Origin of the sequence: Pseudomonas citronellolis (genome assembly GCF_900112375.1) — a bacterium.
In the GTDB taxonomy this organism is placed as follows: domain Bacteria; phylum Pseudomonadota; class Gammaproteobacteria; order Pseudomonadales; family Pseudomonadaceae; genus Pseudomonas; species Pseudomonas citronellolis.
The window spans coordinates 22,297-48,952 of sequence record NZ_FOLS01000015.1 but is presented as its reverse complement, the minus strand read 5'-3'; the positions used below and the strand labels follow the sequence as shown (position 1 = coordinate 48,952).

Here is a 26,656-nt window from a genome sequence, read left to right as displayed (position 1 = left end):
GGTTGGCAGAGGTGTGTGTGCGGAGTCCGTTGCCCTCACCCCAGCCCTCTCCCGGAGGGAGAGGGGGTCGTTCGGTGTGGGTGGATAACGCAGTGTCAGCTGGCAGGTTCGTAGGGCGTATAACCGTTCGCGGTTATACGCCGCTGGCCGTGCCACCGGAGCGTTCGGCGGTGCCGGTGAATCCAATCGCGGACAAAGTCCGCTCCTACGCCCGTGCGTCCTGGAAGCGTAGGAGCGGACTCCGTCCGCGATGGGTTTGGCTAGACGGGGGGTAGGGAGCTTCGTGATTGCGCTTCATGCCAGACGGTTCCCTCTCACGCTTGCGGGGGAGCGGAGTCAGGGTTGGCAGAGGTGTGGGGGCGGAGTCCGCAACCCTCTCCCCAGCCCTCTCCCTGAAGGGAGAGGGGGCTGTCCTGAGTGGCCTGGAAGCCCGGCACCATCCTTCCACCCCGTCATTCCCGCGAACGCGGGACGCGGCTCCATCGCGAACAGCGCTTGCGCTGGCCCGAAGGGGAATAACCCAGTGACTGCGGGGTTCGCGAGCAAGCTCGCTCCTACGAAGAGCAAAAGCACGTTCGCTCTGGCTTTTGCTCTTGGACTTCCAGGGAAGCATCCGCGCGCACCGAAACGCCCCTTCAGAAGGCCGAGCGAAACCCCCGCTCAGGAGGTCATGCGACATGGATGTCGCGAGAGCCCCGCGGGCTACAGGGACGTACCCTCGGGGCGGGCCTCCGTGGCGGGGGAGTTCGTGAGGGTAGCCCGGCTTTGTCGGGCCCGTATGCGGGGCAAGCCTTTTTGGTTCCTTTTTGCGGGGGTGGCCTTCCACCGTTTGACAAAAGGGACTCGCCCGAGGGGGCGAAACGAGAGACATCAACGCACTCGGAGCGGCGCGTCACACCCAAACAAGACGTCTCTGGGTTATTCCCCTTCGGGCCAGCGCAAGCGCTGTTCGCGATGGAGCCGCGTCCCGCGTTCGCGGGAATGACGGGGGTTAAGTTGAGTGCAAAGGACCAACGCCCACAAACGACCCCATACACTCCACCCCACATGACCAAAACACCAACCCAGGCAACCCCATGAAACCCGACCGCATCCCCCTGAACTACCCCTGCGGCCCCGCCCCGGACCCCGGCGCCAGCCGCGAGATCGCCCCGGGCGTGCACTGGCTGCGCATGCCCCTGCCGCTGAGCCTCGACCACATCAACCTGTGGGCCGTGGAAGACGGCGACGGCTGGGCACTGTTCGACACCGGCATGCACACCCAGGCCACCCTCGACGCCTGGCGCGCGCTGCTGGCCCCCGGCGGCGCGCTGGGCGGGCGGCGGCCGACGCGGCTGTTCGTCACCCACATGCACCCGGACCACGTCGGCCTGGCCGGCTGGCTCACCCGCGAGTACGGCTGCGAACTCTGGATGACCTTCGGCGAGTACATGAACTGCCGCGTGCTGGCCGCCGACAGCGGCCGCGAGGCGCCGCCGGAGGGCGTGCGCTTCTACCGCCGCGCCGGCTGGGACGAAGCGGCCATCGCCCACTACCGGTCGCGTTTCGGCGGCTTCGGCAAGTTCATCTGGCCGTTGCCGGAAAGTTACCGGCGCCTGCGCGACGGCGAGCGCATCCGCATCGGCGCGCACGACTGGCGGGTGGTGGTGGGTTCCGGACATTCACCCGAGCATGCCAGCTTCCATTGCCCCGACCTGCGCCTGCTGGTCGCCGGCGACCAGGTGCTGCCGCGCATCTCGCCCAACGTCTCGGTGTTCCCCACGGAGCCGGCGGCCGACCCGCTGGGCCAGTGGCTGGAGTCCCTGGCCAAGGTGCGCCGCGAGGTGCCCGACGACGTGCTGGTGCTGCCGGCCCACAACGAACCCTTCCAGCCCCTGCACGCGCGCCTGGAGCACCTGGAACGCGGCCACCAGCGCGGCCTGGAACGCCTGCAGGAACTACTGGGCGAAGGCCCGAAACGCGCCATCGACCTGTTCGGCGCGCTCTTCGCCCGGCGCATCGACCAGGACCTGCTGGCCCTGGCCACCGGCGAGTGCCTGGCCAACCTCAACTACCTGGTGCAGCGCGGCCGGGTGACGGCCAGCGAGGACGAGCAGGGCGTGGCCTGGTATCGCCTGGCCTGAGGCGCGGGCTCAGACCCACACGTCGTTGGGCGCGGTGCGCTCGCTGCCCTGGTCGCCGGTGTTGAGCACGCCGCGCGGCTCGATCAGCAGCACCTGCACCTCCCGCGCGGCGAAGGGCTTGTGCTCTACGCCGCGGGGCACCACGTACATCTCCCCGGCGCGCAGTTGCACGGCGCCGTCGCGAAAATCGATGCGCAGCTCGCCGTCGAGCACGATGAAGGTCTCGTCGGTGTCGGCGTGGCTGTGCCAGACGAACTCGCCTTCCAGCTTCACCAGCTTGAACTGGTAGTCGTTCATCTCGGCCACCACCCGCGGCTGCCACTGCTCGTGGATGGCCGCCAGCTTGGCGGCGAGGTTGACCGGCTGGTAGGGGCGTGGGGATGTTTGCGGCATGTTTCAGCTCCTGGATCATCGAGCGGCCAGGTTAGGGGCCCGGGGCGCGGGCGTCTTGCATATTCCTGCGCATGGGTGAGGCGCCGGGACGGATTTTCCGCCTAAGGAAATCCCCAATGCCTACGGGAGCCTACCCCCATGCCGAGGCCGTTTCCCCGTATGGTCCGCCCCGGGGCCCATCCCCTAAGGTGCCCCTGGCCCCGCCCTTCGAGGGCGAGGGCGCCTTGCAGCGACACGCCTGCCCATAACGACAAGAGACCTCGCCATGAACCCTTCCTCCTCGTGCCGCGCCCCGCGCACGGCTCCAGCCGCCATCGACGCCTGCGCGGCGCGCCCGGCGCGCAAGCGCTACGCCTACGAGTGGTACGTCGTCAGCCTGTGCATGGTGGCGTACATCTTCTCCTTCGTGGACCGGCAGATCCTGGCGCTGATGATCGAGCCCATCAAGGCCGACCTGCAGCTCAGCGACACCCAGTTCAGCCTGCTGCACGGGCTGGCCTTCTCGCTGTTCTACGCGGTGATGGGCTGGCCCATCGCCTACCTGGCCGACCGTTTCTCGCGGCCGCGGATCATCGCCGTCGGCGTGGTCTTCTGGAGCCTGGCCACCGCCGCCTGCGGGCTGTCGAAGAACTTCCTGCAGATGTTCCTGGCGCGCATCGGCGTCGGCGTGGGCGAGGCGGCGCTGTCGCCGGCGGCCTACTCGATGTTCAGCGACCTGTTCCCGCGGGAGAAGCTGGGCCGCGCGGTGGGCATCTACTCCATCGGCTCCTTCCTCGGCGGCGGCCTGGCCTTCCTGGTCGGCGGCTACGTCATCGACCTGCTCAAGGACACCCAGGCGCTGGTGCTGCCGGTGCTGGGCGAGGTCAAGGCCTGGCAGCTGACCTTCTTCATCGTCGGCCTGCCCGGAGTGCTGGTGGGCCTGCTGATCTGGCTGACCGTGCGCGACCCGCAGCGCCAGGGCCTGAGCCGCGACGCCAGCGGCCAGGCCAAGGCCGTGGCGCCGGGCGACGGCGTGCGTTTCCTCGGCCGCCACCGGCTGACCTTCACCTGCCTGTACCTGGGCTTCTCCTGCTACGCCATGGCCCTGTACGCCATGCTCAGCTGGACCCCTGCGCTGTACATGCGCAAGCACGGCCTGGACCCGGTGAGCACCGGCTACACCCTGGGCGTGGTGCTGCTGCTGGCCAACACCGCCGGCGTGTACTGCGGCGGCTGGCTGACCGACCTGCTGGCCCGCCGCGGCCACGGCGACGCGGCCATGCGCACGGGCGTGATCGGCGCTATCGGCATGCTCGTGCCGGTGGCCCTGTTCGCCGTGGTCGAACCGCTGTGGCTGTCCCTGGCGCTGCTGGTGCCGGCGATGTTCTTCGCTTCCTTCCCCCTGCCGACCTCCACCACGGCCATGCAGAACCTGGCGCCGAACCAGGTGCGCGCGCAGGTCTCGGCGATCTTCCTGCTGGTCAGCAACCTGCTGGCGGTGGGCCTGGGCACCACCCTGGTGGCGCTGATCACCGACCGCGTGTTCGGCGACCCGGCAGCGGTGGGGGCGTCCATCGCCATCGTTTCCGCGGTGGCTGCGTTGCTGACCATCGGGCTGCTGTGGAAGGGCTGCGGCAGTTATCGCGCGAGCCTGGTGCGTGAACAGGCGGAGCGTGCCTGAGCGGACTCCGTCCGCGCTTCGTGCCACAGGGAATGGCGTGGGTGGGGCAGCGTAGGAGCGGATCTTATCCGCGAACCGCGCCGGTGGTTCCGGCTATCGCGGACAAGGTCCGCTCCTACGGGGACATGCCGTGCCTCCCGGAAACCTGTAGGAGCGGGCCCTGCCCGCGAAATCGCGCGCAGGGCGCGCTCCTACAGGGGAATGGCGTGGGTGGATTCATCCGCGCTACGCCGGCACCACTTCCCGGCCCGGCAGGAAGCGTCCGAAGCCGCGTTCCTTGCCCAGTTCCTCGGCGAAGCCAGCCTCCCGCCGGTACGCTACGCGCCCATTGATCACCGTGGCCTCCACCGCCGCATCGTTGCGCTTCACCAGGCGCACCAGCCCGAGGTTTTCCATGGGCGCTTCGCTCACTTCGTCCAGCTCGTCGGTCAGCCCCTCGGGGTTGACGATCACCAGGTCGGCGCGGTCGCCCACGCGCAGGTAGCCGGCGTCCAGCCCGGCGAAGTCGGCCAGTTCGCCGGTCAGACGCTGCACCGCGCGGCCGACGTCCATGAACGGTTGGCCGGCCAGTTCGGCGTCGCGCACGTACTTGAGCAGGCGCAGCGGGAAGTTGTACTGGGCGTGGGACGCCAGGTGCGCGCCGGAGTCGGCGAAGCCCGGCTGCGTCCAGGGGCTGGCCAGCAGCCTGGCCATCACCTGCGGGCGGTGGTTGCCGTAGCAGGTGGTCCACTTCAGCGCGTTGCGGTACTGGCTGGCCAGGTCGAAGAAGGCGTCCACCGCATCCTTGCCCTGCTGCTGGCCGATATCCTCGAAGTTGCGCCCGATCAGGCTGGCGTTCGGGCATTCGCGCACCCAGCAGTCGGAGAGGCGGCGGTGCCACAGGCCCAGGCTGAGGGTGGCCTTGATGTCCTTGCGGAAGCGCTCGCGGAAGACCGGGTCCTGGATGCGCGCGTAGAGTTCTTCCGGGTCCTTGATGTCGCGGAGGATTTCGCCGGCGCCGAACTCCTCGAAGCCGTTCATGTTCAGCCCCTCGATGCGCACGTTGAACGGCGCCGGCAGCGTCTGCCAGCGGAAGCGCCCGCGCAGCACGCGGTTGGCCAGCCAGCCGGAGGCGCGGGTGATGCGGTGCATGAAGGGCTGCGACTTGAGGTCCAGGGCGGTGAGCATGCTGCACTTGAGCGGCCGGCGGAACCAGCCGTGAGCCTGCCAGAGGAAGGCGAACACGTTGATCTTGGTCACCGCGTTGGGCGCGCCCTGCATCAGCGCGCCGCGCCGGCGCAGCACCGCGAACAGGCGGGAGAACTCCTTCCAGCTGGCGAAGGTGGAGGGCAGCGGGCTGGACCAGGCGCGCTCGCCGTCCATCTTGTCCAGCCGCGTGGTCATCACCGAAAGGCCGAAGCAACCGGCGTCCAGCGCCTCGTTGAGCAACTGCTCCATGCGCTGCAGCTCGGCCTCGGTGGGTTTGGCGCCGCTGGTGGCGCGTTCCAGCCCCATCACCGCCACGCGCAGCTCGGAATGGCCGAGGAACGAGCACAGGTTCGGCCCCAGCGGCAATTGCTCGTAGAAGGCGCGGTAGCCGGCGGCGTCGCGCCAGGTGCGTTTCTCCCGCAGGATCGGCAGCACCACCTCGCGCGGCACCGCCTCGACGCGGGTGAACAGGTCGGAGCAGTCCTCCGCCTCGCCCAGCACCATGCTGATGGAGCAGGAGCCCAGGGCCACCGTGGTCACGCCGTGGCGCACCGATTCCTTCAGCGCCGGCGCGGCTATCACCTCGGCGTCGTAGTGCGAGTGGATTTCCAGGAAGCCCGGGGTCACCCACTTGCCGGCGGCGTCGAGCACCTGCGGGCAGCCGCTCTCGTCCAGCGGCGAGGCGCTGAGGGTGTCGAGGCGTCCGGCGCGGATGCCCAGATGGCGCAGCGCGCCGGGGGCGCCGCTGCCGTCGAAGTAGAGGCCGTTCTTGACGATGATGTCGTAGCTCACAGGAGGCTCCAGGGAGACAGCAGCAGGACCCCGCTGACCAGCAGCAGGAGGTGGATGGCCAGGCGGAAGTGGCGTTCCGGGCAGCGCCGGTGCAGGTGTTCGCCCAGCCACAGGCCCAGCGGCAGCAGTGGCGCGTAGGCCAGCACCTGGGGCAGCGCCGGGCGCAGCCGGCCGTCGAGCAGGAAGGCCAGGGTGAGCAGGCCGTTGAGGCTGAACCAGACGCACACCAGGGTGGCGCGCAGGCGCGACTTGTCCAGCTGCTGGCCGGCCAGGGCGTAGACCAGCAGCGGCCCGCCGGAGGCGAACAGGCCCTGGCAGACGCCGGCGGCGCCGGTGGCCAGGCGCATCGCCCAGGCCGGCACCTGGCCCCTGGGCGTGCCCTTGGCGCTGCGCTGCAGCTCGCGGACGGCGAACCACAGGATGAGCAGGCCGAGGCCGCGCTTGAGCAGTTGCGGGTCCAGCCAGGGCAGCAGCAGGTAGCCGGCCACCATGCCCAGCAGCATGCCCGGCAGCAGGGTGGCCAGCAGCAGGCGCCACTGCACCAGGCGCCGGTGACGCCAGGCCAGGTAGCTGGTCAGGCCGACGTTCAGCGGCACCAGCACCGGCAGCAGTTGCTCGATGGGCAGCAGCAGGGCGCCGAGGGACAGCCCCAGCACCACGCTGCCGAAGCCGGTGACCGCTTCCAGGGTGTAGGCCAGCAGGATGAAGCTGCCCAGGGCAGGGGCCACGTAGCTCATGGCAGCCTCGCCGCGAGCTTGGGCAGCGGCGCGCGGCGCGACCAGAACAGCGCCAGGCCCAGCCCGGTGAGCAGTTGCCAGCAGCCCCAGAAGGCGGCGATCAGCAGCATGCCGCCGGCCTCGGGGAAGAAGGTGAGGATCAGCGCCATGCCCAGCGCCGAGTTGTGGATGCCGCTTTCCAGCGTCACCGCGCGCACGTCGGCCTCGCCCAGCCGGCAGACCCGCGCGCACAGGTAGCCCAGGCCCAGGGCCGCGCCGTTGAGCAGCGCCACCAGCCAGAAGAACAGGTGGAAGTAGGCGACGAATTGCGCGTAGTTCTTGATGAAGGCCATCACCACGAAGGCCGCCAGCACCAGCAGCGAGAACACCCGCATGGGTTTCTCCAGGCGCCGCGCCAGTTGCGGGCGACGGCGGCCCAGGGCCATGCCGGCGAGCATCGGCGCCACCAGCACCAGCAGCACGGTGGCCAGCAGTTCCAGCGGGTCGATGCGGATCTGCGTGAGCAGCGCGCGGGTATCCGGCGTTAGGCTTGCGTAGAGGGCGAAGTTGAACGGCGTGAAGAACCCGGCGGACAGCCCGGACACCGCGGTGACGCTGGCCGACACCGCGACGTTGCCGCGCGCGAGCCAGGTCATGACGTTGGAGAAGCTGCCGCTGGGGCAGGTGGCCACCAGCAGCATGCCCAGGGCCAGTTGCGGGTCGATCGGCAGCAGGTTGGCCAGCAGGCAGGCGCTGGCCGGCAGCAGCAGGAACTGGATGAGCATGCCGATCAGCGGCGCCTTGGGCGCGCGGACGATGCGGGCGAAGTCCTCGCGGCGCAGTTCCAGGGAGACGCCGAACATCATCAGCGCGATGATCGCGTTCAGGGCCAGCATCGAGGCGCCGGCGAATTCCAGGTGGACGGTGGGCATCAGCGCGCCTCCCGAAGGGGCGCGGGGCACGGTTTGCAAGGCATGCGCGGCTCGTTTGTATTTCTCGTTGTAATGGGCAAGGATACCCGCCCCGTGCCGCGCTTTGATGGCTCAATCAGGACTTTTTCCGGTTATTTCGGGACCATGCCCAACAACCCCTCGATCACCGTGCATTACGCCCAGGGCATCCTCCAGGCCGCTGCGCGCCTGGGCCTGCAGCTGCCCGCCGAACTGCGCGAACTGGGCCGCGAGGCGCGCATCCCGCTGGCGCGCCAGGACGAGCTGTGGGAGGGCCTGTGCGCCGCCAGCGCCGACCCGTTGCTGGGCCTGCGCCTGGGCAGCGCCCTGCAGGTCGGCCACCTGGACATGGTCGGCGCCCTGCTGATGAGCTGCGAGAGCTTCGGCGAAGCCCTGGAAGCGCTGCTGGAGTACTACCCGATCATCGCCGAGGGCAGCGAGTTCGCCCTGCGCCGCGAAGCCGGCGGCGTGGCCCTGGTCTACCGCCCCAGCTACCGCGTGCGCCGCGAGGCGCGGGTGGAGGCGGTGCTGGCCAGCCTGGTGCGGCTGAGCGCCTGGATCACCGGCGAGCGCGTGCATCCGCGGGCGGTGCGCATCGGCCACCCAGCCCGTGGCGAAGCGGGCAGCTACCGCGAACTGCTGGGCCTGCTGCCCGACTTCAGTGCCGACGAGGATGGCCTGCTGTTCGCCGAAAACGACCTGCAAGTGCCGCTGATCCAGGCCAATGCGCCCATGCGCGAGCACCTGCGCCAACTCGCCGACGCCCAGTTGCAGCGCCTGGGCGCGCAGAGCTTGGCGGCGCAGGTGCAGGGCCTGCTGCGCGAGCACCCGCAGTGGGGCAAGGAACGCATCGCCGAACGCCTGGGCCTCAGCGGCCGGCACCTGAACCGGCGCTTGGCCGAGGAGGGCAGCAGCTTCAAGCTGTTGCGCGAGCGGGTGCTGCACGCCATGGCCGAGCAGCTCTTGCAAGGCCCCGCGCGGCTGGCGGAAGTGGCCGAGCGCCTGGGCTTCTCCGACGAGAGCGCCTTCGCCAAGGCCTTCCGCCGCTGGAGCGGCATGACCCCCGGGCAGTTCCGCCAGGGCGCGGACTGACTCAGGCGTTGGCCGCCAGGGCGCGCAGGCGCTCGCCGGCCACCACGATCTTGCGCTGGCGGTGGCGGCCCTGGCCGGGGTTGAAGGTCTGCAGCTCGATGCGTTTGCGGAAGCAGTCCACCTGGTCCTCCTGCAGGGGCTGGCCCTCGGCGGTCAGCAGGTCGCGGCGGATGCGTTCGATGAAGCTGTTCAGGCGCGCCGGGTCGCGCCACTCGCTGGCCGGGATCGCCCAGGTGGTCAGCAGGCGCCGGCTCTGGTTGTCGCGCAGCCTCAGCAGCAGGCCGCCGTCCGGGCGCTGCTGGAGGTCGACGCGGTAGTCGCTGAATTGTTCGCCGAGCAGTTGCGGGGCCTGGTTGCGATCGTTGTGCATGACGCTCTCCCTTGAATATCCGTGAAGCCGATGGGAGAGCCGTTGCAGCATGCGTTCCAGCTTCGCTTGAAAATTTTCTCTTTTTGAATCAGTCAGTTAGTCGATGGCGACAGAGGCATATCCGTGCATTTCGCACGATTGCACGAAGCCTGTACGGCAGAATGCAAGCTCAGTGCTGCTCGTCGATCACGCCTTCCTGGTGGGCGGCGGACAGGTGCGGCTCCTGGCCGCTGTCGACCGGGTCCAGCTCCACCAGTTCTTCCAGTTCGTCGGCTTCCCTGGTCACCACCGGATCGGGGTGCGGGGTATCCACGGGGCTTTTCATAGGGGCACTCCTGCAATGGGCATCACGGCCCTTACCTTTGCTCGGACCGCACGCAGGCGGACGCGTGCGATCCATTTCATGCGCACAGTGTCGCGCGAAAACCCGCCCGCGCAAGGCGAGGCGAGGCGAGGAACGGCAGGCAAGGCAAAAGGGGGCGGCTGCTAGAAGCCGCTGACTCGTCGGTGCCCCGGCTCGTCCAGGTGCATGCCGAAGGCCAGCTGGAAAAACTCGGCGAGCTGTTCGTCGAGCACCTCGCCGTCCAGCGAGTCCAGTTGCGCGCCCAGGCGGCGCATGCGCTGGCCATGGGTGGCGTACTGCTCGTGGACCAGGCCCTGGAGTTCGGTATCGGCGACGATGCGGTAGAAGCTCGGCTGCTGGCTGCTGCCCAGGCGGGCGAACAGGCACAGTTGCAGGTGATCGTCTTCGTCCATCAGCAACTCGACCTGGCAATCCAGGCCGCGGTCGCGGGCGAAGCGGCTGGCTTCCTCGAAGGCGGGCAGGGCCTTTTGCAGGACGTGGGTCTCGAAGGTGAAGAGGAAATCTTCCTCCGCGGGCCCCGAGGCCCTGGGTGCAGAGTCGTACATGCCGGCGGCTCCTGTGCGGGGGATAAGGAAACACGCAAACGGACCACGCAATCCCGGCGCCACACCTCGACCGCGCCGGACGACAACGCCCATGACACTTGTCTGGCGCCAATCTGTCAATGAGTTCCCCGGCATATGCGCGGCGCTGCAAATAGCCATGGGTTCGAAGCAGGCCCGCTCAAGGCGCCGGCGCGCCGGCCAGGGCGGGGAAATCCTCCGGGGTGAGGGTTTCCCGCTCCAGCAGCAGTTGCGCGCCGGCCTCCAGGTCGCTGCGGCGTTGCTCCAGCAGGGCCCCGGCGCGGCGGAAGGCCTCGTCGATCAGCTCGCGCACGCACAGGTCCACCTCGCGGGCGGTCTGCTCCGAGTAGTCCTTTTCGCGCAGCCCCGCCAGGTGGCCGTTGTCGCCCGCGAGATAAGGTGCGCTCTGCCGCTCCAGCACGGCCTGGCCGAGTTGCTCGCTCATGCCGAAGCGCGTCACCAGCTGGCGGGCGATGTCGGTGGCCTTGGCCAGGTCGTCGGCGGCGCCGGTGGAAATCTCGTCGAACACCAGGGCCTCGGCGGCGCGCCCGGCCAGCAGCACCACCATGCGGTCCTTGAGTTCCTGGCGGCCGATCAGGAAGCGGTCCTCGGTGGGCCGCTGCAGGGTGAAGCCGAGGGCGCCGATGGCGTGGGGGACGATGGAGACCTTGTGCACCGGGTCCATGCGCGGCAACGAGGCCGCGGCCAGGGCGTGGCCCATCTCGTGGTAGGCCACCACCTTGCGCTCCTGCGGCAGCAGCAGCCGGCTGCGCCGCTCGGCGCCGGCGACGATGCGCTCAACAGCGACGGTGAAGTCGGCCATGCCCACCGCCTCGGCGCCGCGCCGGGTGGCGCCGATGGCGGCCTCGTTGACCAGGTTGGCCAGGTCGGCGCCGGTGAAGCCGGTGGTGATGGCGGCGATCTGCCCGCAGTCCAGGTCGGCGGCGGCGCTGACGCGTTTCAGGTGCACCCGCAGGATGGCCTCGCGGCCCCGGCGGTCCGGGCGGTCGATGAGGATCTGGCGGTCGAAGCGGCCGGCGCGCAGCAGGGCCGGGTCGAGCACTTCCGGGCGGTTGGTGGCGGCCAGCAGCACCACGCCTTCGCGCGGGTCGAAGCCGTCCAGCTCGGCGAGCAGCTGGTTGAGCGTCTGCTCCTTCTCGTCGTTGCCGCCGAAGGCGCCCAGCCCGCGCATCTTGCCCAGGGCGTCCAGCTCGTCGATGAAGATGATGCAGGGCGCGGCCTTGCGCGCCTGCTCGAAGAGGTCGCGCACCCGCGCAGCACCCACGCCGACGAACAGCTCGACGAACTCCGAGCCGGAGATGGAGAAGAACGGCACCCCGGCCTGGCCGGCCACCGCCTTGGCCACCAGCGTCTTGCCGGTGCCGGGAGGGCCCACCAGCAGGATGCCCTTGGGAATCCGCGCGCCCAGGCGGCTGTAGGTGGGGCGGTCCTTGAGGAAGGACACCACCTCCTGCAGCTCGGCCTTGGCTTCGTCGATGCCGGCGACGTCATCGAAGGTCACCCCGGTGTCGCGTTCGACGAACACCCGCGCCTTCGACTTGCCGACGCTGACCATGCCGCCGAAGCCCTGCTTCTCGGCCAGCCCGCGGAAGAAGAACACCCACAGGCCGAAGAACAGCAGCACTGGCAGCAGCCAGCCCAGCAGCTTGGCCAGGCCGCTCTGGGTGACGCCGGAGAAGTCGACCTGGGCTTTCTCCAGCTCCGCCGCCAACTGCGGCTCGACGCGGTTGGTGGTGAAGCGCGTGCGGCCCTGGATAGGCTCCTTGAGGGTGCCGCTGATGCGCTCCTGGTCGACGCGCAGGTCGCTGACCTTGCCGGCGTCCAGCAGACGCTGGAACTCGCTGTAGGGAATCGGCGCCTCGGCCGAGTACTCGCCCAGCCAGTTCTGCACCAGCAGCATGGCCACGAAGGCCACGACGAAATAGCCGAGGTTCCATTGATGGTGCTTTTCCATGGCCATGCTCGCTCCCGTGCCGGCAGGGGGATGGATGCACGCCGGGCTCCGGCGTTGGTGCCATTGAGGCACGAACCGCGGCGCGGGAACTTGGCCGGGATCAAACAAAGGCGGAGGCGGCGTGTGCGAAGGATAGCCGCCGCCGGGGTCATTGGCCGGTGAGCTCGGCGAGCAGCTCGTCGCGCAACCGGTGCAGGCGTGGCGCGTTGCGTTCGCGCGGGTGCGGCAGCTCGACGCGAACCTCATGGCGGATGCGCCCGGGGCGGGCGTCCATGACGATCACCCGGTCGCCCAGGTAGAGCGCTTCCTCGACGTCGTGGGTGACCATGATCACGCTGCTGCGCTGTTGCAGCCAGATGCGTTGCAGCTCGCGCTGCAGGTTCACCCGGGTGAGGGCGTCGAGGGCGCCGAAGGGCTCGTCGAGCAACAGCAGCTTGGGCCGGGTGATCAGCGCCCGGGCGATGGCCGCGCGCTGCGCCATGCCGCCGGAAAGCTGGTGCGGATAGGCCTGCTCGAAGCCCTGCAGGCCGACCAGGGCCAGGTGCTCGGCGACGCGCTCGACCTTCTCGCGCTTGCCCAGGCGCTGGTTCTTCAGGGCCAGGGCGACGTTCTGCTCGACGGTCTTCCAGGGGAACAGGCGGTGGTCCTGGAACACCAGGCCGCGGTCCAGGCTGGTGCCGCGCACGATCTCGCCGTCCAGGCGTATCAGCCCTTCGTAGTCCTGCTCCAGGCCGACGATCAGGCGCAGCAGCGAGGACTTGCCGCAGCCGCTGGCGCCGACGATGCAGACGAACTCGCCGGGCAGCACCTGCAGGTCGATGCCGCTGAGCACCTGCAGCGGCTTGCCATCGATCCGGTAGTGCTTGTTCAGCCCACGGATCTCCAGGGCGCCGGGCTGGCCGAGGGCGTAGGCGGGGGAGGGATTGAGCAGTGCGGTCATGCGGTCACCTATCGACGGAGGGCGCGCCAGCGCAGCAGGTGGCGGGCGAGGCGGGAAAACAGCTGGTTCATGGCGTAGCCGAGCAGGCCGATGCAGAGCACGCCGATCACGATGATCTCCATGCGCGAGCCGGTCTCGGCGTTCATCATCAGGTTGCCCAGGCCCAGGCCGGTGGAAAGGAACAGCTCGCTGCCCACCGAACTGACCCAGGCGAAGGCCAGGGCGTGCAGCACGCCGTTGCACAGGCTGGGCAGGGCGCCGGGCAGCAGCACCTGGGTGAACTGCTGCAGGGGCGACAGCGCGTATAGCCGGCCGACTTCGCGGTAGCGCTTCTCGACGTGGCTGAAGCCTTCATGGGCATTGAGCGCCATGGGGTAGAAGGCGGCCAGGGAGACGATCAGCACCTTGGTCGCCTCGCCGCTGCCGAACCACAGCGCCAGCAGCGGGATCAGGCCGAGGATGGGCACCTGGCGCAGGCCGTGGAACAGCGGCGCGAGCAGGCGCCCAGCGCTGCGCGAAAGGGCCATGGCGGCGCCCAGGACGAAGCCCGCCGCCACTCCGAACAGCAGGCCCAGGCAGGTGCGCTGCAGGCTGGCCGCCACGCTCAGCCACAGTTCGCCGCTGGCCAGCAGTTCCGCCAGGCCTTCGCCGATGCGCCGCAGCGGCACGAAGGCGTAGGCGTGGCTGGCGTCCTGGCGCGAGGCGGCTTCCCAGGCGGCGATCAGCAGCAGCGGCAGGACCAGCCCACGGCCGCGGCGCAACAGTGAAACGAGGCTCTTCATAGCGGTTTCCAGCGCAGCACGCGCCGCTCCAGCAGGCGGAAGCCATAGTCCAGGACGAAGCCGATGACGCCGGTCACCAGCACGCCGACCATCACCACGTCGATGCGCAGCATCTGCCGGCTCATCTCGATCATCTGCCCCAGGCCGCTGTCGGCGGCCAGCAGCTCGGCCGCCACCAGCACCATCCAGGCGCGGCTCAGGCCGATGCGCAGGCCGGTGAGGATCGGCGGCGCGGCGGCCGGGAAGGCCACCTCGGCGAGCAGCGTCGGCAGCGGCAGGCGGTAGACCTGGGCGACCTCGAAGTAGCTGCGCGGGATGCCGCGCACGCCCTCGCAGGTGGCCAGGGCCACGGGGAAGAAGGTGGCCTTGGTGACGATGAGGATCTTGAAGGTCTCCTCGACGCCGAAGAACAGGATGAACATCGGGATCAGGGCGATGGAAGGCACCTGGCGCAGGGTGTGGAACAGCGGCCCGCAGTAGGCTTCGACGTTGGGCGACAGGGCCATGGCGGTGCCGAACGCCAGGCCGCCGCCGGCGCCGATCAGGAAGCCCAGGGCCAGGCGCGACAGGCTGCTGTCCAGGTGCTCGCGCAGCTCGCCGCTGCTGGCCAGCTCGACGAAGGCCTGCCAGACCTCGCGCGGCGGCACCAGCAACTGGCTGGGGAAGCGCCCGCTGTCGGCCAGCAGTACCCACGCGGCCAGCAGCGCCAGGGGCGAGACCAGCACGGTCAGGTGGTGCAGGGGGATTCTACGCATCGCTTCAGCCCTCCACGGCTATCGCTGCGGCGCCGCGCCGCAGGTGGCGCAGCCAGCAGCACAGGGCGACCAGCAGTACCAGCGGGATCCAGGCCAGGAACAGGTTGGCCAGGCCGATCCAGTGGCTGATGGCGCCACCGAGCAAAGCGCCGGAGCAACTGCCGAGCATGCCGGCGAGATTGAACAGGCCGGAGAGCTTGCTCTTGTCCAGGGCCGACTCGCCCAGCTGCGCCATGTTCACCAGGTGCACCAGCGCCGTGGCCAGGCTCAGCAGCACGGCGCCCAGGGCCAACCAGGCATAGCCCTGGCCGCGGCCGAGCAGCAGCAGGCCGGCCACTCCCAGGGCCAGGCCGGCGAGACGGGCCGGGCGCCGCCCGCCGCGCTCCACCAGGCGGCCCAGGCCGAACAGGCCGAGCACCGCGGCCAGGCCCTGGATCATCACCAGGCTGACCGCGCGCTCCTGGCTGAGCTGGGCCACCTCCATGGCCAGGACGATGATGAAGGTGCCGAACAACGCCCCGGTGGCGCCGGACAGCAACTCCACCAGGCAGCTCTCGGCGACCTCCGGGTGGCCGAGCAGGGTCCGCGCCTGGGCCAGGATGCCGCCGTCCAGTTCGGCGGCCGCCTCGGCCGGGCCTTCGCCCTCCCAGAAGCCGAGGCTGTACAGCGCCATCAGGCCGAAGCACAGGCCGATCACCACGAAGCCCAGGGTGAAGCTGCCGCCGCTGAGCCAGTTGCCCAGCAGCGGGCCGAGCAGGCCCATGCCCAGGGTCAGGGCGCCGCGGTACCAGCCGGCCTTGTCGTTGCCGATGTGCCGTAGCTGGCGGAGGAAGGCGCTGTTCATGGCGACGATGCGGAAGGGGATGCACAGGCCGATCAGCAGGCGCGCCGCGGCCAGCCACAGCCAGGTGCCGAACAGCGGGATGGCCAGGTTCAGCAGCAGTGGCCCGAGGCTGGCCAGGAAGTACACCCGGCGCGCGCCGTAGCGGGCGATGACGAAGCCCGCCGGCAGTGTCAGCAGGACCATGCCCAGCGACTCCATGGCCGAGATCACCCCCAGTTGCATGGGGCTCGCGCCTATGTGCAGGGCGTAGAGGGTGGTGACGATCTTCGCCATGCCGATGGTGGCGCCGCTGAAGGCGGCCAGCAGCATGAAGCCGGCGAGGAAGGCCGGCGGCCTAGATGGCGACATTGACCTTCTCCAGCAATTGCTCTAGCGGCCCCGGCTCGATCCATTGGCGCACGTCGAAGCGGCGCGGGATGAAGTCCCAGCGCTCGAGGAAGTCGGTGAGGTCCTGCAGGGCCCCGACGGAGCGCTCGGCCAGGTTGGTCTGCAGGCGCAGGTGGGCGTCCTCGCCGTAGGCGGCGGCCACCCAGTACTCACTGGTGTTCAGCTCGCGGGCGAGGAAGCGGCGGGTCTCCTCGGGGTGGGCCCAGGCCCATTGCTCGGCGCGCAGCACGGTTTCGAGGATCAGCACGGCGGCGTCGAAGTGTTCGTCCAGCAGGTGCTGGTCGACGGTCAGGGTGCGAGGGGTGCCGATGTTGGCGCGGATCAGTGGGTCGGGGTGCGAGCCGACATCCACCACCACGCGCAGGCCGAACTCGTCGGCCAGGTGCAGGCCATGGGCGCCCTTGAGGAAGATGGCGTCGATGTCGCCGCGCAGCAGGCCGATCAGCTCGTTGTTGCGCCGCCGCACGCGGTTGCCGCCGAGGCTGACCTGGGCGCCGTGCACGTGGCGCACCGGGTCGTCGCTGTAGGTGCCGCCGTAGGGGTAGTCCACCAGTTCGACGTCGGCGACCTGCAGGCCTTCCAGCCTGAGGGCGTTCTCCAGGCCGCGGATGGCCTGGGCGCGGGTGAAGTCGATCTGCACGTTGGCCCACTTGGGCACGCCGAAGCGGCGGTTGCGCAGGTCGCGGATATCGCGCACCGGGCTGTCGGCGGTGGTGACGATCAGCTGCACCTCGTCGCTCCAGGACATGCCCAGCACGCGGGTGTCGCGGCCGCTGGCGCGGGCCCAGATGGCCGGGATGTTGCCGCCATGGCGCACCGAGTTGCGCAGGTGGTGGTCGAAGTGCGCCTCGCGCACCTCGCGGTCGGAGGATTCGCGCAGGGCCTGGATGCGCGTGCCCCAGGGGCGGAAGGCCTGGGCCAGGCGACCGGATTCGACGGCGATGCCGAGCCCCGTGGGTACCGGACTGTGGGTGTACCAGAGGGTATCGAGAGGAGTGTTCATCAGGGAGCCTTTCCTGGTGGGCGGTCGGCCCCGGCTGCGACCGGGGCCGGGCGGCGCTCAGCCGGCGCGCTTGGCGACGGCGCTGCGCAGGGCTTCCAGCGGGCGCGGGTCGATCCAGTCGCGCACGGCGAAGTCCTGGGGGACGAAGTTCCAGCGCCGGAGGAAGTCGGTGAAGTCCTGCAGGGCGGCGATGGAGCGCTCGTCGAGGTTGGTGCGCAGGCGCTGGTGGGCGTCCTCGCCGTAGGCCTGGGCCACCCAGTACTCGCTGCTGTTGGCCTCGCGGGCGAGGTAGCGGCGGGTGTCCTCGGGATGGGCCTGGGCCCATTCCTCGGCGCGCAACACCGAGCCGAGGATGCCCACGGCAGTGTCGAAGTGCGTGTCGAGCAGGTGCTGGTCCACGCTCAGGGTGCGCGGCGTGCCGTTGTTCGAGCGGATCAGCGGCTCCGGGTGGGAGCCGGTGTCGATCACCGTGTGCAGGCCGAACTGCTGGGCCAGTTGCACGGCGTGGGCGCCCTTGAGGAAGATGGCGTCCACCTCGCCGCGCAGCAGGCCGGTGAGTTCCGGGTTCTGCCCGCCGCGGCGGCGCCCGCCGAAGGCGCCGAGGCCCGCGATGCTGTGCGGCGTCTCGTCGCTGAAGGTGCCGCCCTGGCGGAAGTCCACCCGTTCCACGTCCTTCACTTCCAGGCCTTCGAGCTTGAGCGCGTTCTCCAGGCCGCGGATGGCCTGGGCGCGGGTGAAGTCGATCTGCGCGCCGGCCCAGTCGGGCAGGCCGAAGCGCCGGCCCGCGAGGTCCTTGACGTTGCGGATGCCGCTGTCGGGCAGGCTGAGGATCAGTTGCACCTCGTCGGCCCACGACAGGCCGATCACCCGCGTCTCGCGGCCGCTGGCGCGGGCCCAGATGGCCGGGATGCTGCCGCCGTGGCGTACCGAGTTCTGCAGGCTGTGGTCGAAGTGCGATTCGCGCACGGCCTGGTTGTCCGACTCTCGCAGCGACTGGATGCGCGTCCCCTGGTCGCCCAGGGCCTGTTCCAGCCAGCCTTTCTGTACCGCGATGCCGAGGCCGGTGGGTACCGGGCAGCGGGTGTACCAGAGGGTGTCGAGCGGTTGACTCATGATGCGGTTCCTTGCGGGGTCAGGCGCTGGCCTTCAGCGCGGTGGGTTGGTCGGCGCGGGCGTCGTGCCGTTGGTGGACCAGCGGCAGCACTTCCTGGCCGATGCGCAGGGCCTCTTCCAGGTGCGGGTTGCCGGCCAGGATGAAGGTGGAGAAGCCGGCGTCGCGGTACTCGGCCAGGCGCTCGGCGACGTTCTGGTGGCTGCCCACCAGGCCGATGGTCGGCCCCGGCTTGGCCTTGCCGAAGCCGGCCCAGAGGTTGGGGGCGAGGATCAGGTCGTCGAAGCGCTCGACGTTCTGGTGGTAGGCGCTCTGGCGCGCCGCGCCCACCGAGTCGGAGCCGCTGGCGAAGTGCTTGATGGCGGCGCTGGTGCGGGCGTCGATGCGCTCGTATTGCTTGCGCAGCTCGCTCCAGGCGGCCTCTTCGGTCTCGCGGGCGAACAGGTCGATGCGCAGGCCGAAGCGCACCTGCCGGCCCTGCTTGTCGGCCAGCTCGCGGACGCGCTCGATGTGCGGCTTGAGCTTGTCGACCGGCTCGGCCCAGTTCAGGTACACGTCGGCGTGGCGCGCGGCCACGTCCAGGGCGGCGTCGGAGAAACCGGAGAAGTAGATGCCCGGCTTGCGTTCGTGCTTCAGGCCCGGGGGCAGCGAGCCGTTCTCCAGTTGGTAGATCTCGCCCTGGTAGCTGAACTGTTCGTGGCTCCACAGGCCGTCGATGATGTCGAGGAACTCGCCGGTGCGCTGGTAGCGCTTGTCGTGTTCCAGGAAGTCGCCATTGGCGCGCTGGCTGGCCGGGTTGCCGCCGGTGATGATGTTCCACTCCAGGCGGCCGCGGCTGAGGTTCTGCAGGATGGCGGCCTGCTGCGCGGCATAGGCCGGCAGCGTCCAGGTGGCCTGGAAGGCGACCAGGAACTTGATCCGGCGGGTTTCCCGGGCCAGGGCCGCGGCGGCGATCCAGGGCTCCGGCCCGGTGGGCAGCAGCGCCCCCTCGAAGCCGGCGATCTCGGCGGCCTTGGCCACCTGGGCGATGTAGTCGATGTAGGTGAAGCCGTCCGGCTCGCCGTTGGGCAGGCGCCCGGGGGCGATGTTGCCCGGGCGGTGGACGGGGGCGCCGCGGTTGTTCTTGTCGGTGGCGAGGTAGGGGCCGTCGCTCCCCAGGGGGAGGCGCCAGAAGAATTCGGTGCTCATGCTTGTGCTCCAGTGGCTGCGTGGAAGGTGGCCTCAGCGCCATGCGCTCGGGGTTGCCGGTACTGGAGCAAGGCCTGTGCCGAAAGCCTGGAGGCCCCGTGGCGCAAGGCTTTCGGCGATATCCCAGGTGTCCTGGCGGCTGCGATTGCTGATCCAGCAACACTCCGCCAGCAATCGTTGCTGAGGCCGCAGCAGGTTGACTCGCGCCGGCCGCCTTCGTTTGGTCTTTAGTGCGCAACCTGTTGATTCGTAATGGGTATTCAGGCTGGCACAAGTCCTGCTGGAGCGCTTGCAGCCCGACTTTCCGAGGCTCGATGCTCACCACAGAGGAATTGCACCATGACCAACCGACTCACCCCGGCGCTGCTCGCCCAGCTGGACCAGGCCCGGCGCGATTTCGCCAAGGCCTTCCGCGTACTCCGCGACACCCGCACCCTGACCGCGACCAACACCTACCAGGCCTACATCCGCGTGCCCGACAGCGACCTGGTGATCGCCCTGCATGCCCCCAGCCCCTGGGCCGACGACCAGGGCATCCGCGCCGTGGTCGCCAGCTACGCCGGCGAGGTGGTGCTGGACGAAACCGCCGAGGGCGCCTCGCCGCTGAGCGGGCGCAAGGCCGGCGGCAACGGCCAGCGCTACGCCGGCATCTTCCAGAAGCGCGCGGAGGTGAACGTGGTGATCCACGTGCACACCCCCTACCTGGGCGGCTGGGCCAGTGCCCACCGGGTGCTGCCGATCCGCTACGCGGCGTCCCAGCGCGTGACCCTGGCCCGCGAGCTGCCGATCTACATCGACCGCCGCCAGCCCGAGCACGCCTTCATCGTCGAGCGCATCGAACAGAATCCGCACACCCCGGCGATCCTCGAGGCCAACGGCGGCGCGACCTTCTGGGGCGCGGACCTGCTGCAGGTGTCGAAGCTGATCCTGCTGATCGAGGAGGGCGCCTACTTCCAGGGCCTGGCCGAGCAGTTCGGCGGCTCCAAGGAGTTCGGCCCCGGGGTGCTGGAACAGCAATGGAAGATGACCGGGCTGTGGACGGAGGGGCAGAAGTTGTTGGAAGCGGTGGCCTGAGCTTAGGCCTGTTCGGCAAGAAGCCCTCGAACGAGGGCTTTCTTGTACTTGTACGGTCTGGAAGCGATACGCGGCTTGCGACCGGATCAACCGGCGCGTTTGCTCGCCGCCCGTTCGAAGACGCTCTCTGCCCATTGGTTGAGGCTCTTGCCTTCGGCCTGTGCGGCGAGGCTGGCGGCGGCGTGGACCTCGGGGCGGATACGCAGCATGACCTTTCCCGAGGCCGGCTTCTCCGGCGTCACGCCCCGTTCGGCACAGTCGGCCAGGTAATCCTCGACGGCTGCGTGAAAGGCCGTGTGCAACTCGGCCACGCTGTCGGCATGGAAGCTGATGATGTCACGGACACCGAGCAGGCGGCCGACGAAGATGTCGTCGCGGTCGTCGAATTCGACACGTGCCGTGTAGCCTTTGTAGGTCATGCAATTCATGGCTCAACTCCGGCCCGGCGAAGAAATTCGCGGGCCTCTTCGACTTGGTACTTCTTCGCCTCCTTGCCCGGGTGGGGACGATGGCATCGCCAGATACAGCCATCCAGGGCCAGCCTCACCCTCGAACCTTCGCGCTCCTGAACTTCACCCCCCAGGTGGAGGACCAGCGCTTCGATGTCGGCGAAGGCCAGCGACGCACTCGTGGGCGTGCGAAAGAGGGCTTCCAGTGTCTTGGCGTGACAGCTCTTCATTCGGCGAATGCTATCGTCGAATGATAGCAGTTCATGCCGGAGAGGTCGTGGAGCACCGTAGGAAGCGGCCGGGCGCGTAGGCGAACAAGCGCTTGCGGTTTGCCCTGGCGTCGATGGCTCAGATTGGCGCGGAGGTGCTCACTGGGATGGAGGTGTGTGGGTTCGATACCGCCCCCTCTCCCCAGCCCTCTCCCTTCAGGGAGAGGGCTGGGGAGAGGGGGCGGAGGTAACCTCATGCACCATGCGTGACAGGGAAACACCCCTCGCGACCAGTCACGGCCGCCCGGCCACACTCGCCGAATCATCCTTCCAGTAACCCTGCAACTTCAGCTCTTCCAACCCGCGCTCCACGAACTTCGGCTCCAGCAGTTCCTCCACCTTCACCTCGTTGCGGATCAGCCGGGCCTTGAGGCTGTAGGCGATGGCGTCGGCATAGTGCTGGCGCAGGGACTGGTCGTACAGCGGGCTGAAGTGCTGCGCCCAGGGCTCGCCCTCGGCCTCGCGCTGCAGCACGCTCAGCGGCTGGCCGGATTGCGCCTGGTAGCCCTGGTAGGTGTCCTTGTTGGCTTCCTGGGCGGTCCAGTGGGCGGCCTGCAGGTAGGCGTTCACCACCAACTGCGTCAGCTCCGGCTGCTGGGCGACGAAGTCGCGGGCGCCCCAGAGTTCGGCGCGCATCTTCCAGTCGGCCGGCGCCTGCTTGCTGGACCAGATGATGCGGCCCACCTGTTTGTCTTCCAGCAGGTAGGCGTCGCTGAGGGTGAAGAAGGCATCGACGCGGCCGGCGCTGAGGGCGGCGGCGCCGGCCTGGGGGTTGAGGTTGAAGATGCGGAAGTCGTCGAAGCCCAGGTGGTTGGCCTCCAGCAGCTTGGCGAAGGATAGCTCCCAGGGGCGGCCGCGGTGCAGCGCGATGCGCTTGCCCTTGAGGTCGGCGATGGATTTCGCCGGCGAGCCCGGCGGCACCACCAGGTAGACATTGTTGCCGCTGCCGCCGGGGACGATCAGCCGGGTGGCGACGCCGGAGGCGTTGGCGATGATCGAGGGCAGGTCGCCGTAGAAGGCGAAGTCGATGCGCTGGTTGGCGAATTCCTCGTTGACGAAGGTGCCCACCGAGGCGGTGGCCGCCGGTACCCATTCCAGCTTGACGCCGCGCCTGGCCAGTTCCTGCTCGAGCCACTTGTCGCGGTCCATGACGTAGGCCGGGCCGTTGAAGGTGACCTTGCCGGCGTTGGCGTAGGCGACGGTGGCGATACGGATGCTCTGCGGCGCCTCGGCGGCCGGAGCCTGGCTGGCCAGGAGGGCGGCGGGGACCAGCAGCAGGCGCCGCAGCAGCCGGGATAGGGAAGGGACGTGCATGGTGCTCTCCTCGAAGGGGCCCGCGGCCGGCGCCGCGGGCGGGCAGGTCAGAAGTCGGTGGTGACGGAGACGCCGAAGGTGCGCGGGTCGCCGAACATCACCCCGGCGCTCTGGAAGCCGCCCGGCAGGGTGTGGTTGCGGTATTCCTTGTCGGTCAGGTTGTTGACGTAGGCGGTGACCCGCGTGGTCTCGCCGGGCAGCTCGTAGGTGACCCGCGCATTGCCGAGGGTGTAGCCGCCACTGCGCATGTTCTGGCTCTGGTCGTTGGAGAAGAAGTACTGGCGGCTGCGGGTGTTCCAGTCGGTGCCGAGGATCAGTGCGCCGCCGACGTTCAGCGGGATGCGGTAGTCGGCGCCGATCACCGCCGAGACGTTGGGCGCGCGGACGAACTTGTTGCCCGAGTAGTCGCTGCTGCCGGAGGTGTAGTCGGTGAACTCGGTGTGCAGCAGGCCGAGGGCGAAGTTCAGGTGCAGGTTCTGCAGCGGGATGGCCTCCAGCTCGAACTCGGCGCCGTAGGCCTCGCCCTGGGCGCCGTTGGCCAGGCGCGAGACGGTCTGGTTGTTCACCGCGCTGACGATGTTCAGCTGGATGTCCTCGTAGTCGTAGTAGAAGAGCGCGGCGTTGGCGTTGAGGCGGCCGTCCAGCCATTCCGACTTCAGGCCCAGCTCGTAGGCGGTCAGGTATTCCGGGTCCACCGTGGCCACCGTGGCCTGGCTGGTGGCGCCGGTGTTGTAGCCGCCTGAGCGGAAGCCATAGGCATAGCGGAAGTACACCCGGGCGTTGTCGGAGAGGCGGTATTCGGGCGTCAGGTCGTAGGTCCAGTCGCTCCAGGTGTTGCGCTCGTCCTGCACGGCGTTGACCACCAGCGGCGTGGTCACGCTGCCCGGCTTCCACCAGTCGCCGCCGGCGAAGCTGGCCTGGCCCTGGTTCTGCAGGCGGTGCAGGTCGATGTCCTTGGTCTCGCGGGTCCAGCGCAGGCCGGCGGTGACGCTGAAGTCGTCGGTGAAGCGGAAGGTGCTGCTGCCGAACAGCGCGTAGCTCTCGGTGCCCTGGCTGTAGATGAGGTTGTTGTAGTAGCGCTGGACGTACGGGTTATCCAGCGCCGCGCTGGCGTTGCGCGAGTCCAGGTCCTCGTTGAAGTAGTGGAAGCCCAGCACCCAGTTCAGGCGGTCCTCGCGCGGCGAGGCCAGGCGGAACTCCTGCGACCATTGCTGGCTGTCGGCGTAGGCGTAGCTGCGCTGCAGCTCCAGCGGGGTGTTGTCGGAGTCGCTGAAGCCGTCGCGGCTGAAGTGCTCGAAGGCGCTGATGGAGGTCAGCGTCAGGTCGCCAAGCTGCCAGTTCAGGTTGAGGTTGCTGCCCACCTGGTCGATCTGCACCAGGTACTTGGCGTTGTAGTTGACCTTGCCCTGCTCGGGGTCGATGCGGTAGCCGAACTGGTTGCTGCCGTCCGGGCGCAGGCCGTAGTTCACCGTGCTGTAGCCGGCGGTGTCGTGGTAGCTGCGGGCGTGCAGGTTGAGGTTGGCTTCCAGTTCGTCGTTGATCCGCGCCAGGAACTGCAGGCGCGCGGCGTCGTCCTCCAGGCCGCCGCGGTCGTGGTTGTCGGCGATGTTCTCGTTGTAGCCCTCGCGGGCCTGGTGGCGGAAGGACAGGCGCGCGGCCAGGCGGTCGTCCACCAGGGCGTCGCTGATCGCGCCTTCCACCACGCGGTCGTCGTAGTTGCCGGCGGCCACCTTGAAGTAGCCGGACTTGTCGAAGGTGGGCTTGCGCGAGATGAAGTTGATCGCCCCGGCGGTGGTGTTCTTGCCCCACAGGGTGCCCTGCGGGCCGCGCAGCACCTCGACGCGCTCCTGGTCGAACAGCGGGAAGCCGGTGGCGCTGATGTTGGCGATGTACACGTCGTCGACGTAGATGCCCACCGGGCTCACGGTATTGGCGCCCTGGTCGCCGGTGCCCAGGCCGCGGATCCACCAGCGCGGCCGGCCATGGCCCTCGGTGGTGCCGGCGGAGGCGTTGGGGATGTAGCGGGTGACCTCGTTGGCCGATTGCAGCGAGTCGTCGCGGACCTTGTCGCCGCTGAGCACGGAGATCGAGGACGGGACTTCCTGGGCGGTTTCCTCGCGCTTCTGCGCGGTGACCACCACCTTGGCCAGGGTGGAGCCGCCTTCGTCGGAAGCCTGTTCGGCATTGCCGGAGGCGGCGGTTTCATCGGCCAGCGCCGTCAGTGCTGGCAGGCCCCCCAGGACCAGGGCGACGGCGGTGGAAAGTGCGGTGCGTTTGAACATGTTGCTCCCCAATGGCATTCAGTGCGGACGTCGTGCAGCGGCGTCGCGCTGCGTTGTCGTAGTGACGGTGCGTGCGTCCGTTGGCTGGCGCGCATGGCATCCGCTGCGTCCCGAACGACGGGGCGCGATCTGGGGTAGGGCAACAACCGTACCGGTTTACTGAAAATCTATATAAATAATTGATTTAAAAGGCCTTATTTGAATAAGGCGGCGCCGCCGAGGCGCCCTGGCGAGTCTGCGCTGGCAGCAGGCGTTGCTGCTGCTGTGCTGCTGGAGCAGCAAATCGCAAAGTGGAATATTGAAATGACTATTTATGATTTTTTGGTAATAAGAATTTTCAGGCACTATCCGGCCACTGCCTGCCAAAGGACCTGCCGCCATGTCGCTGCTCACCCATCCCCACGCCCGCGAACTGAGCAAATCGGTCCGGGCCACCGTGCTGGTCTTCGAGGACCCGCGTTCGCGCGAGTTGCTCAGCCGCATCGAACGCCTGGCCCCCAGCGAGGCCAATGCCCTGATCATCGGCGAGACCGGTACCGGCAAGGAGCTGGTGGCCAGGCACATCCACCAGCTCAGCCGGCGCGGCAAGGCGCCCTTCGTCGCGGTGAACTGCGGCGCCTTCCCGGAAACCCTGGTGGAAAGCGAACTGTTCGGTCATGAGAAGGGCGCCTTCACTGGCGCGACCAGCAGCAAGGCCGGCTGGTTCGAGGCGGCCAACGGCGGCACCCTGTTCCTCGACGAGATCGGCGACCTGCCGCTGAACATGCAGGTCAAGCTGCTGCGCGTGCTGCAGGAGCGCGAAGTGGTGCGCCTGGGCTCGCGCAACCCCATTCCCATCGACGTGCGCCTGGTGGCGGCGACCAACGTCAACCTGGCCGATGCCGTGGTGGCCGGGCATTTCCGCGAGGACCTGTTCTACCGCCTGCACGTCGCCACCATCCGCCTGCCGCCATTGCGCGAGCGCCCCGGGGACATCCTGCCGCTGGCCGAATTCTTCCTCGAGGAGCACTGCCAGCGCCTGGGCTACCAGCGCGCCAGCCTGAGCCCGGAAGCCGAACGCAAGCTGCTGGGCCACAACTGGCCGGGCAACATCCGCGAACTGGAAAACGCCATCCACCATGCCTTGCTGGTATGCCGCAACCAGCAGGTGCAGCCGGGCGACCTCTACCTGGCCGACCTGCGCACCACGCCGGCCCGCGCCGAGCTTCCGGCGCCGGCCGCCACGCCTGGGGAGGCGAGCCTGGATGCGGCGTTGCTGGCGCTCTACGAACGCAACCTGCCGGAGCTGTACGAACACATCGAGGAAACCGTGTTCCGCACCGCCTACCACTACTGCCACGGCAACCAGTTGCAGACCGCCCGCCTGCTGGGCATCAGCCGCAACATCGTGCGCGCGCGGCTGGAGAAGATCGGCGAGATCGAGCCCTCCAGCCGGACGCTGGCGGCGCAGCGGGGCTAGTCGCCGCGTTGCAGCTGGAAGCGGCAGACCTGGCCGCCGCGCAGCATGCACTCGCGGTGCTCGACGACGGCGCCGCCGAGGCGGCCGAGCAGAGCCAGGTCGAGTTCGCAGACTTCCGGGTGGCGGCTGGCCAGGTGGTGAAACACGCAGTTGTGCGCGATTATCTCCGGTTCGCCGCCGCTGCGGGCGATCAGTTGCGCCTCGTAGCCGGCGGCGTTCATGTGTTCGACGATGCGGGCCTCGTCCACCGGGGCCTGTTCCAGTTCCGCGGCCATGCGTTCGCCCAGCTTGCGCATCAGCGCTACCAGGGCGTCGTGGCCGATGAGTTGCGCCACTTCGCCGATCAGCAGGTCGGCCAGCAGTTGGTACTGCCGCGGGAACAGCTCGCGGCCGCGCGGGCTCAGCTGGTACAGCTGCTCCGGGCGGCGCCCGGTGGGGCGCAGCGGGCCGCGCAGGACCAGGGCGTCGCGCTCCAGCGCCGCCAGGTGCTGGCGCACGGCGGTGCGCGTCACCGCCAGTTGCTCGGCCAGCTCGTCGATGCTCATGCCCTGCGCGCGGTAGAGCAGGGCGCTGAGCAGGTCCTGCTGGGTGCGGCCCAATCCCTGAAGCATGC

The 26,656-nt window shown here is 69.0% G+C and carries 25 protein-coding genes; 5 read left to right on the top strand and 20 right to left on the bottom strand.

Annotated elements, in window-relative coordinates:
• The first annotated feature begins 1,076 nt into the window (after nt 1-1,076).
• A complete protein-coding gene (locus tag BM060_RS15595) occupies nt 1,077-2,123 on the top strand; it encodes an MBL fold metallo-hydrolase (RefSeq protein WP_074980859.1) in 1,047 nt (348 codons plus the stop codon).
• Between the two features lie 9 nt (nt 2,124-2,132).
• On the opposite strand, the gene BM060_RS15590 is transcribed toward BM060_RS15595, so the two are convergent.
• Nucleotides 2,133-2,516, bottom strand: coding sequence for a cupin domain-containing protein (locus BM060_RS15590; RefSeq protein ID WP_074980858.1), 384 nt, complete (start codon nt 2,514-2,516; stop codon nt 2,133-2,135).
• A 265-nt stretch (nt 2,517-2,781) separates the two neighbouring features.
• Here BM060_RS15590 and BM060_RS15585 point away from each other — a divergent pair, with 265 nt between their 5' ends.
• Nucleotides 2,782-4,176 (top strand): spinster family MFS transporter, encoded by a 1,395-nt coding sequence (locus tag BM060_RS15585; protein WP_058489826.1) that lies wholly within the window; start codon nt 2,782-2,784, stop codon nt 4,174-4,176.
• A gap of 225 nt (nt 4,177-4,401) precedes the next feature.
• Here the strand turns inward: BM060_RS15585 and BM060_RS15580 are convergent, their stop codons facing one another.
• Genes BM060_RS15580 through BM060_RS15570 form a run of 3 tightly spaced genes read right to left on the bottom strand, consistent with a single transcriptional unit; the run spans nt 4,402 to nt 7,804 of the window.
• Nucleotides 4,402-6,156, bottom strand: coding sequence for an N-acyl-D-amino-acid deacylase family protein (locus tag BM060_RS15580; RefSeq protein WP_074980857.1), 1,755 nt, complete (start codon nt 6,154-6,156; stop codon nt 4,402-4,404).
• Nucleotides 6,153-6,893 carry a sulfite exporter TauE/SafE family protein gene (locus tag BM060_RS15575; RefSeq protein ID WP_074980856.1) on the bottom strand — a complete coding sequence of 247 codons (741 nt, stop codon included), beginning with the start codon at nt 6,891-6,893 and terminating at the stop codon, nt 6,153-6,155. The genes BM060_RS15580 and BM060_RS15575 overlap by 4 nt, the downstream gene beginning before the upstream one ends.
• Entirely contained in the window at nt 6,890-7,804 is a 915-nt protein-coding gene (locus BM060_RS15570) for a bile acid:sodium symporter family protein (RefSeq protein ID WP_074980855.1), read from the bottom strand. Before BM060_RS15570 ends, BM060_RS15575 begins: the two co-directional genes overlap by 4 nt.
• 144 nt (nt 7,805-7,948) lie before the next feature.
• Here BM060_RS15570 and BM060_RS15565 point away from each other — a divergent pair, with 144 nt between their 5' ends.
• Nucleotides 7,949-8,914, top strand: coding sequence for an AraC family transcriptional regulator (locus BM060_RS15565; RefSeq protein WP_074980854.1), 966 nt, complete (start codon nt 7,949-7,951; stop codon nt 8,912-8,914).
• 1 nt (nt 8,915) lies between these two features.
• Here the strand turns inward: BM060_RS15565 and BM060_RS15560 are convergent, their stop codons facing one another.
• The 11 genes from BM060_RS15560 to BM060_RS15515 form a co-directional block, all read right to left on the bottom strand.
• A complete protein-coding gene (locus BM060_RS15560; protein ID WP_074980853.1) occupies nt 8,916-9,284 on the bottom strand; it encodes a DUF3509 domain-containing protein in 369 nt (122 codons plus the stop codon).
• Between the two features lie 169 nt (nt 9,285-9,453).
• The gene (locus BM060_RS32975) at nt 9,454-9,609 is read right to left on the bottom strand and encodes a hypothetical protein (protein ID WP_009621884.1); all 156 of its coding nucleotides are present in this window, start codon (nt 9,607-9,609) and stop codon (nt 9,454-9,456) included.
• Nucleotides 9,610-9,770: 161 nt separating this feature from the next.
• Nucleotides 9,771-10,193 (bottom strand): hypothetical protein, encoded by a 423-nt coding sequence (locus BM060_RS15555; RefSeq protein ID WP_074980852.1) that lies wholly within the window; start codon nt 10,191-10,193, stop codon nt 9,771-9,773.
• Nucleotides 10,194-10,371: 178 nt separating this feature from the next.
• Nucleotides 10,372-12,186 carry an ATP-dependent zinc metalloprotease FtsH gene (gene ftsH / locus BM060_RS15550; protein WP_074980929.1) on the bottom strand — a complete coding sequence of 605 codons (1,815 nt, stop codon included), beginning with the start codon at nt 12,184-12,186 and terminating at the stop codon, nt 10,372-10,374.
• A 148-nt stretch (nt 12,187-12,334) separates the two neighbouring features.
• Entirely contained in the window at nt 12,335-13,126 is a 792-nt protein-coding gene (locus BM060_RS15545; RefSeq protein WP_074980851.1) for an ABC transporter ATP-binding protein, read from the bottom strand.
• An 8-nt stretch (nt 13,127-13,134) separates the two neighbouring features.
• Entirely contained in the window at nt 13,135-13,908 is a 774-nt protein-coding gene (locus tag BM060_RS15540) for an ABC transporter permease (RefSeq protein WP_074980850.1), read from the bottom strand.
• Nucleotides 13,905-14,663, bottom strand: a complete 759-nt coding sequence (locus BM060_RS15535) for an ABC transporter permease (RefSeq protein ID WP_074980849.1) — start codon at nt 14,661-14,663, stop codon at nt 13,905-13,907. The genes BM060_RS15540 and BM060_RS15535 overlap by 4 nt, the downstream gene beginning before the upstream one ends.
• 4 nt (nt 14,664-14,667) lie before the next feature.
• The gene (locus tag BM060_RS15530) at nt 14,668-15,855 is read right to left on the bottom strand and encodes an MFS transporter (protein ID WP_074980848.1); all 1,188 of its coding nucleotides are present in this window, start codon (nt 15,853-15,855) and stop codon (nt 14,668-14,670) included.
• The gene (locus BM060_RS15525) at nt 15,842-16,897 is read right to left on the bottom strand and encodes an ABC transporter substrate-binding protein (protein WP_074980847.1); all 1,056 of its coding nucleotides are present in this window, start codon (nt 16,895-16,897) and stop codon (nt 15,842-15,844) included. Before BM060_RS15525 ends, BM060_RS15530 begins: the two co-directional genes overlap by 14 nt.
• A 57-nt stretch (nt 16,898-16,954) precedes the next feature.
• Complete coding sequence (locus tag BM060_RS15520; RefSeq protein WP_074980846.1) at nt 16,955-18,010, bottom strand: ABC transporter substrate-binding protein; 1,056 nt, start codon at nt 18,008-18,010, stop codon at nt 16,955-16,957.
• 19 nt (nt 18,011-18,029) lie between these two features.
• The gene (locus BM060_RS15515) at nt 18,030-19,196 is read right to left on the bottom strand and encodes an LLM class flavin-dependent oxidoreductase (RefSeq protein WP_074980845.1); all 1,167 of its coding nucleotides are present in this window, start codon (nt 19,194-19,196) and stop codon (nt 18,030-18,032) included.
• Nucleotides 19,197-19,535: 339 nt separating this feature from the next.
• Between BM060_RS15515 and BM060_RS15510 the strand changes: the two genes are divergently transcribed.
• Nucleotides 19,536-20,270 carry a class II aldolase/adducin family protein gene (locus tag BM060_RS15510; protein WP_074980844.1) on the top strand — a complete coding sequence of 245 codons (735 nt, stop codon included), beginning with the start codon at nt 19,536-19,538 and terminating at the stop codon, nt 20,268-20,270.
• Between the two features lie 86 nt (nt 20,271-20,356).
• Here BM060_RS15510 and BM060_RS15505 read toward each other — a convergent pair whose 3' ends face one another.
• From BM060_RS15505 to BM060_RS15490, 4 genes are all read right to left on the bottom strand, one after another.
• Nucleotides 20,357-20,698 (bottom strand): type II toxin-antitoxin system HicB family antitoxin, encoded by a 342-nt coding sequence (locus BM060_RS15505; protein WP_069864930.1) that lies wholly within the window; start codon nt 20,696-20,698, stop codon nt 20,357-20,359.
• On the bottom strand, nt 20,695-20,949 hold the full coding sequence (locus tag BM060_RS15500; RefSeq protein WP_074980843.1) for a type II toxin-antitoxin system HicA family toxin: 255 nt from the start codon (nt 20,947-20,949) through the stop codon (nt 20,695-20,697). Before BM060_RS15500 ends, BM060_RS15505 begins: the two co-directional genes overlap by 4 nt.
• 273 nt (nt 20,950-21,222) lie before the next feature.
• Nucleotides 21,223-22,302: an ABC transporter substrate-binding protein gene (locus BM060_RS15495; protein ID WP_074980842.1), complete on the bottom strand. Its 1,080-nt coding sequence runs from the start codon at nt 22,300-22,302 to the stop codon at nt 21,223-21,225.
• A 47-nt stretch (nt 22,303-22,349) separates the two neighbouring features.
• Entirely contained in the window at nt 22,350-24,584 is a 2,235-nt protein-coding gene (locus BM060_RS15490; RefSeq protein ID WP_074980841.1) for a TonB-dependent receptor, read from the bottom strand.
• Between the two features lie 379 nt (nt 24,585-24,963).
• Here BM060_RS15490 and BM060_RS15485 point away from each other — a divergent pair, with 379 nt between their 5' ends.
• A complete protein-coding gene (locus tag BM060_RS15485; protein ID WP_074980840.1) occupies nt 24,964-26,043 on the top strand; it encodes a sigma-54 interaction domain-containing protein in 1,080 nt (359 codons plus the stop codon).
• On the opposite strand, the gene BM060_RS15480 is transcribed toward BM060_RS15485, so the two are convergent.
• On the bottom strand, nt 26,040-26,654 hold the full coding sequence (locus tag BM060_RS15480) for a helix-turn-helix transcriptional regulator (protein ID WP_074980839.1): 615 nt from the start codon (nt 26,652-26,654) through the stop codon (nt 26,040-26,042). The genes BM060_RS15485 and BM060_RS15480 overlap by 4 nt on opposite strands.
• Nucleotides 26,655-26,656 lie beyond the last annotated feature (2 nt).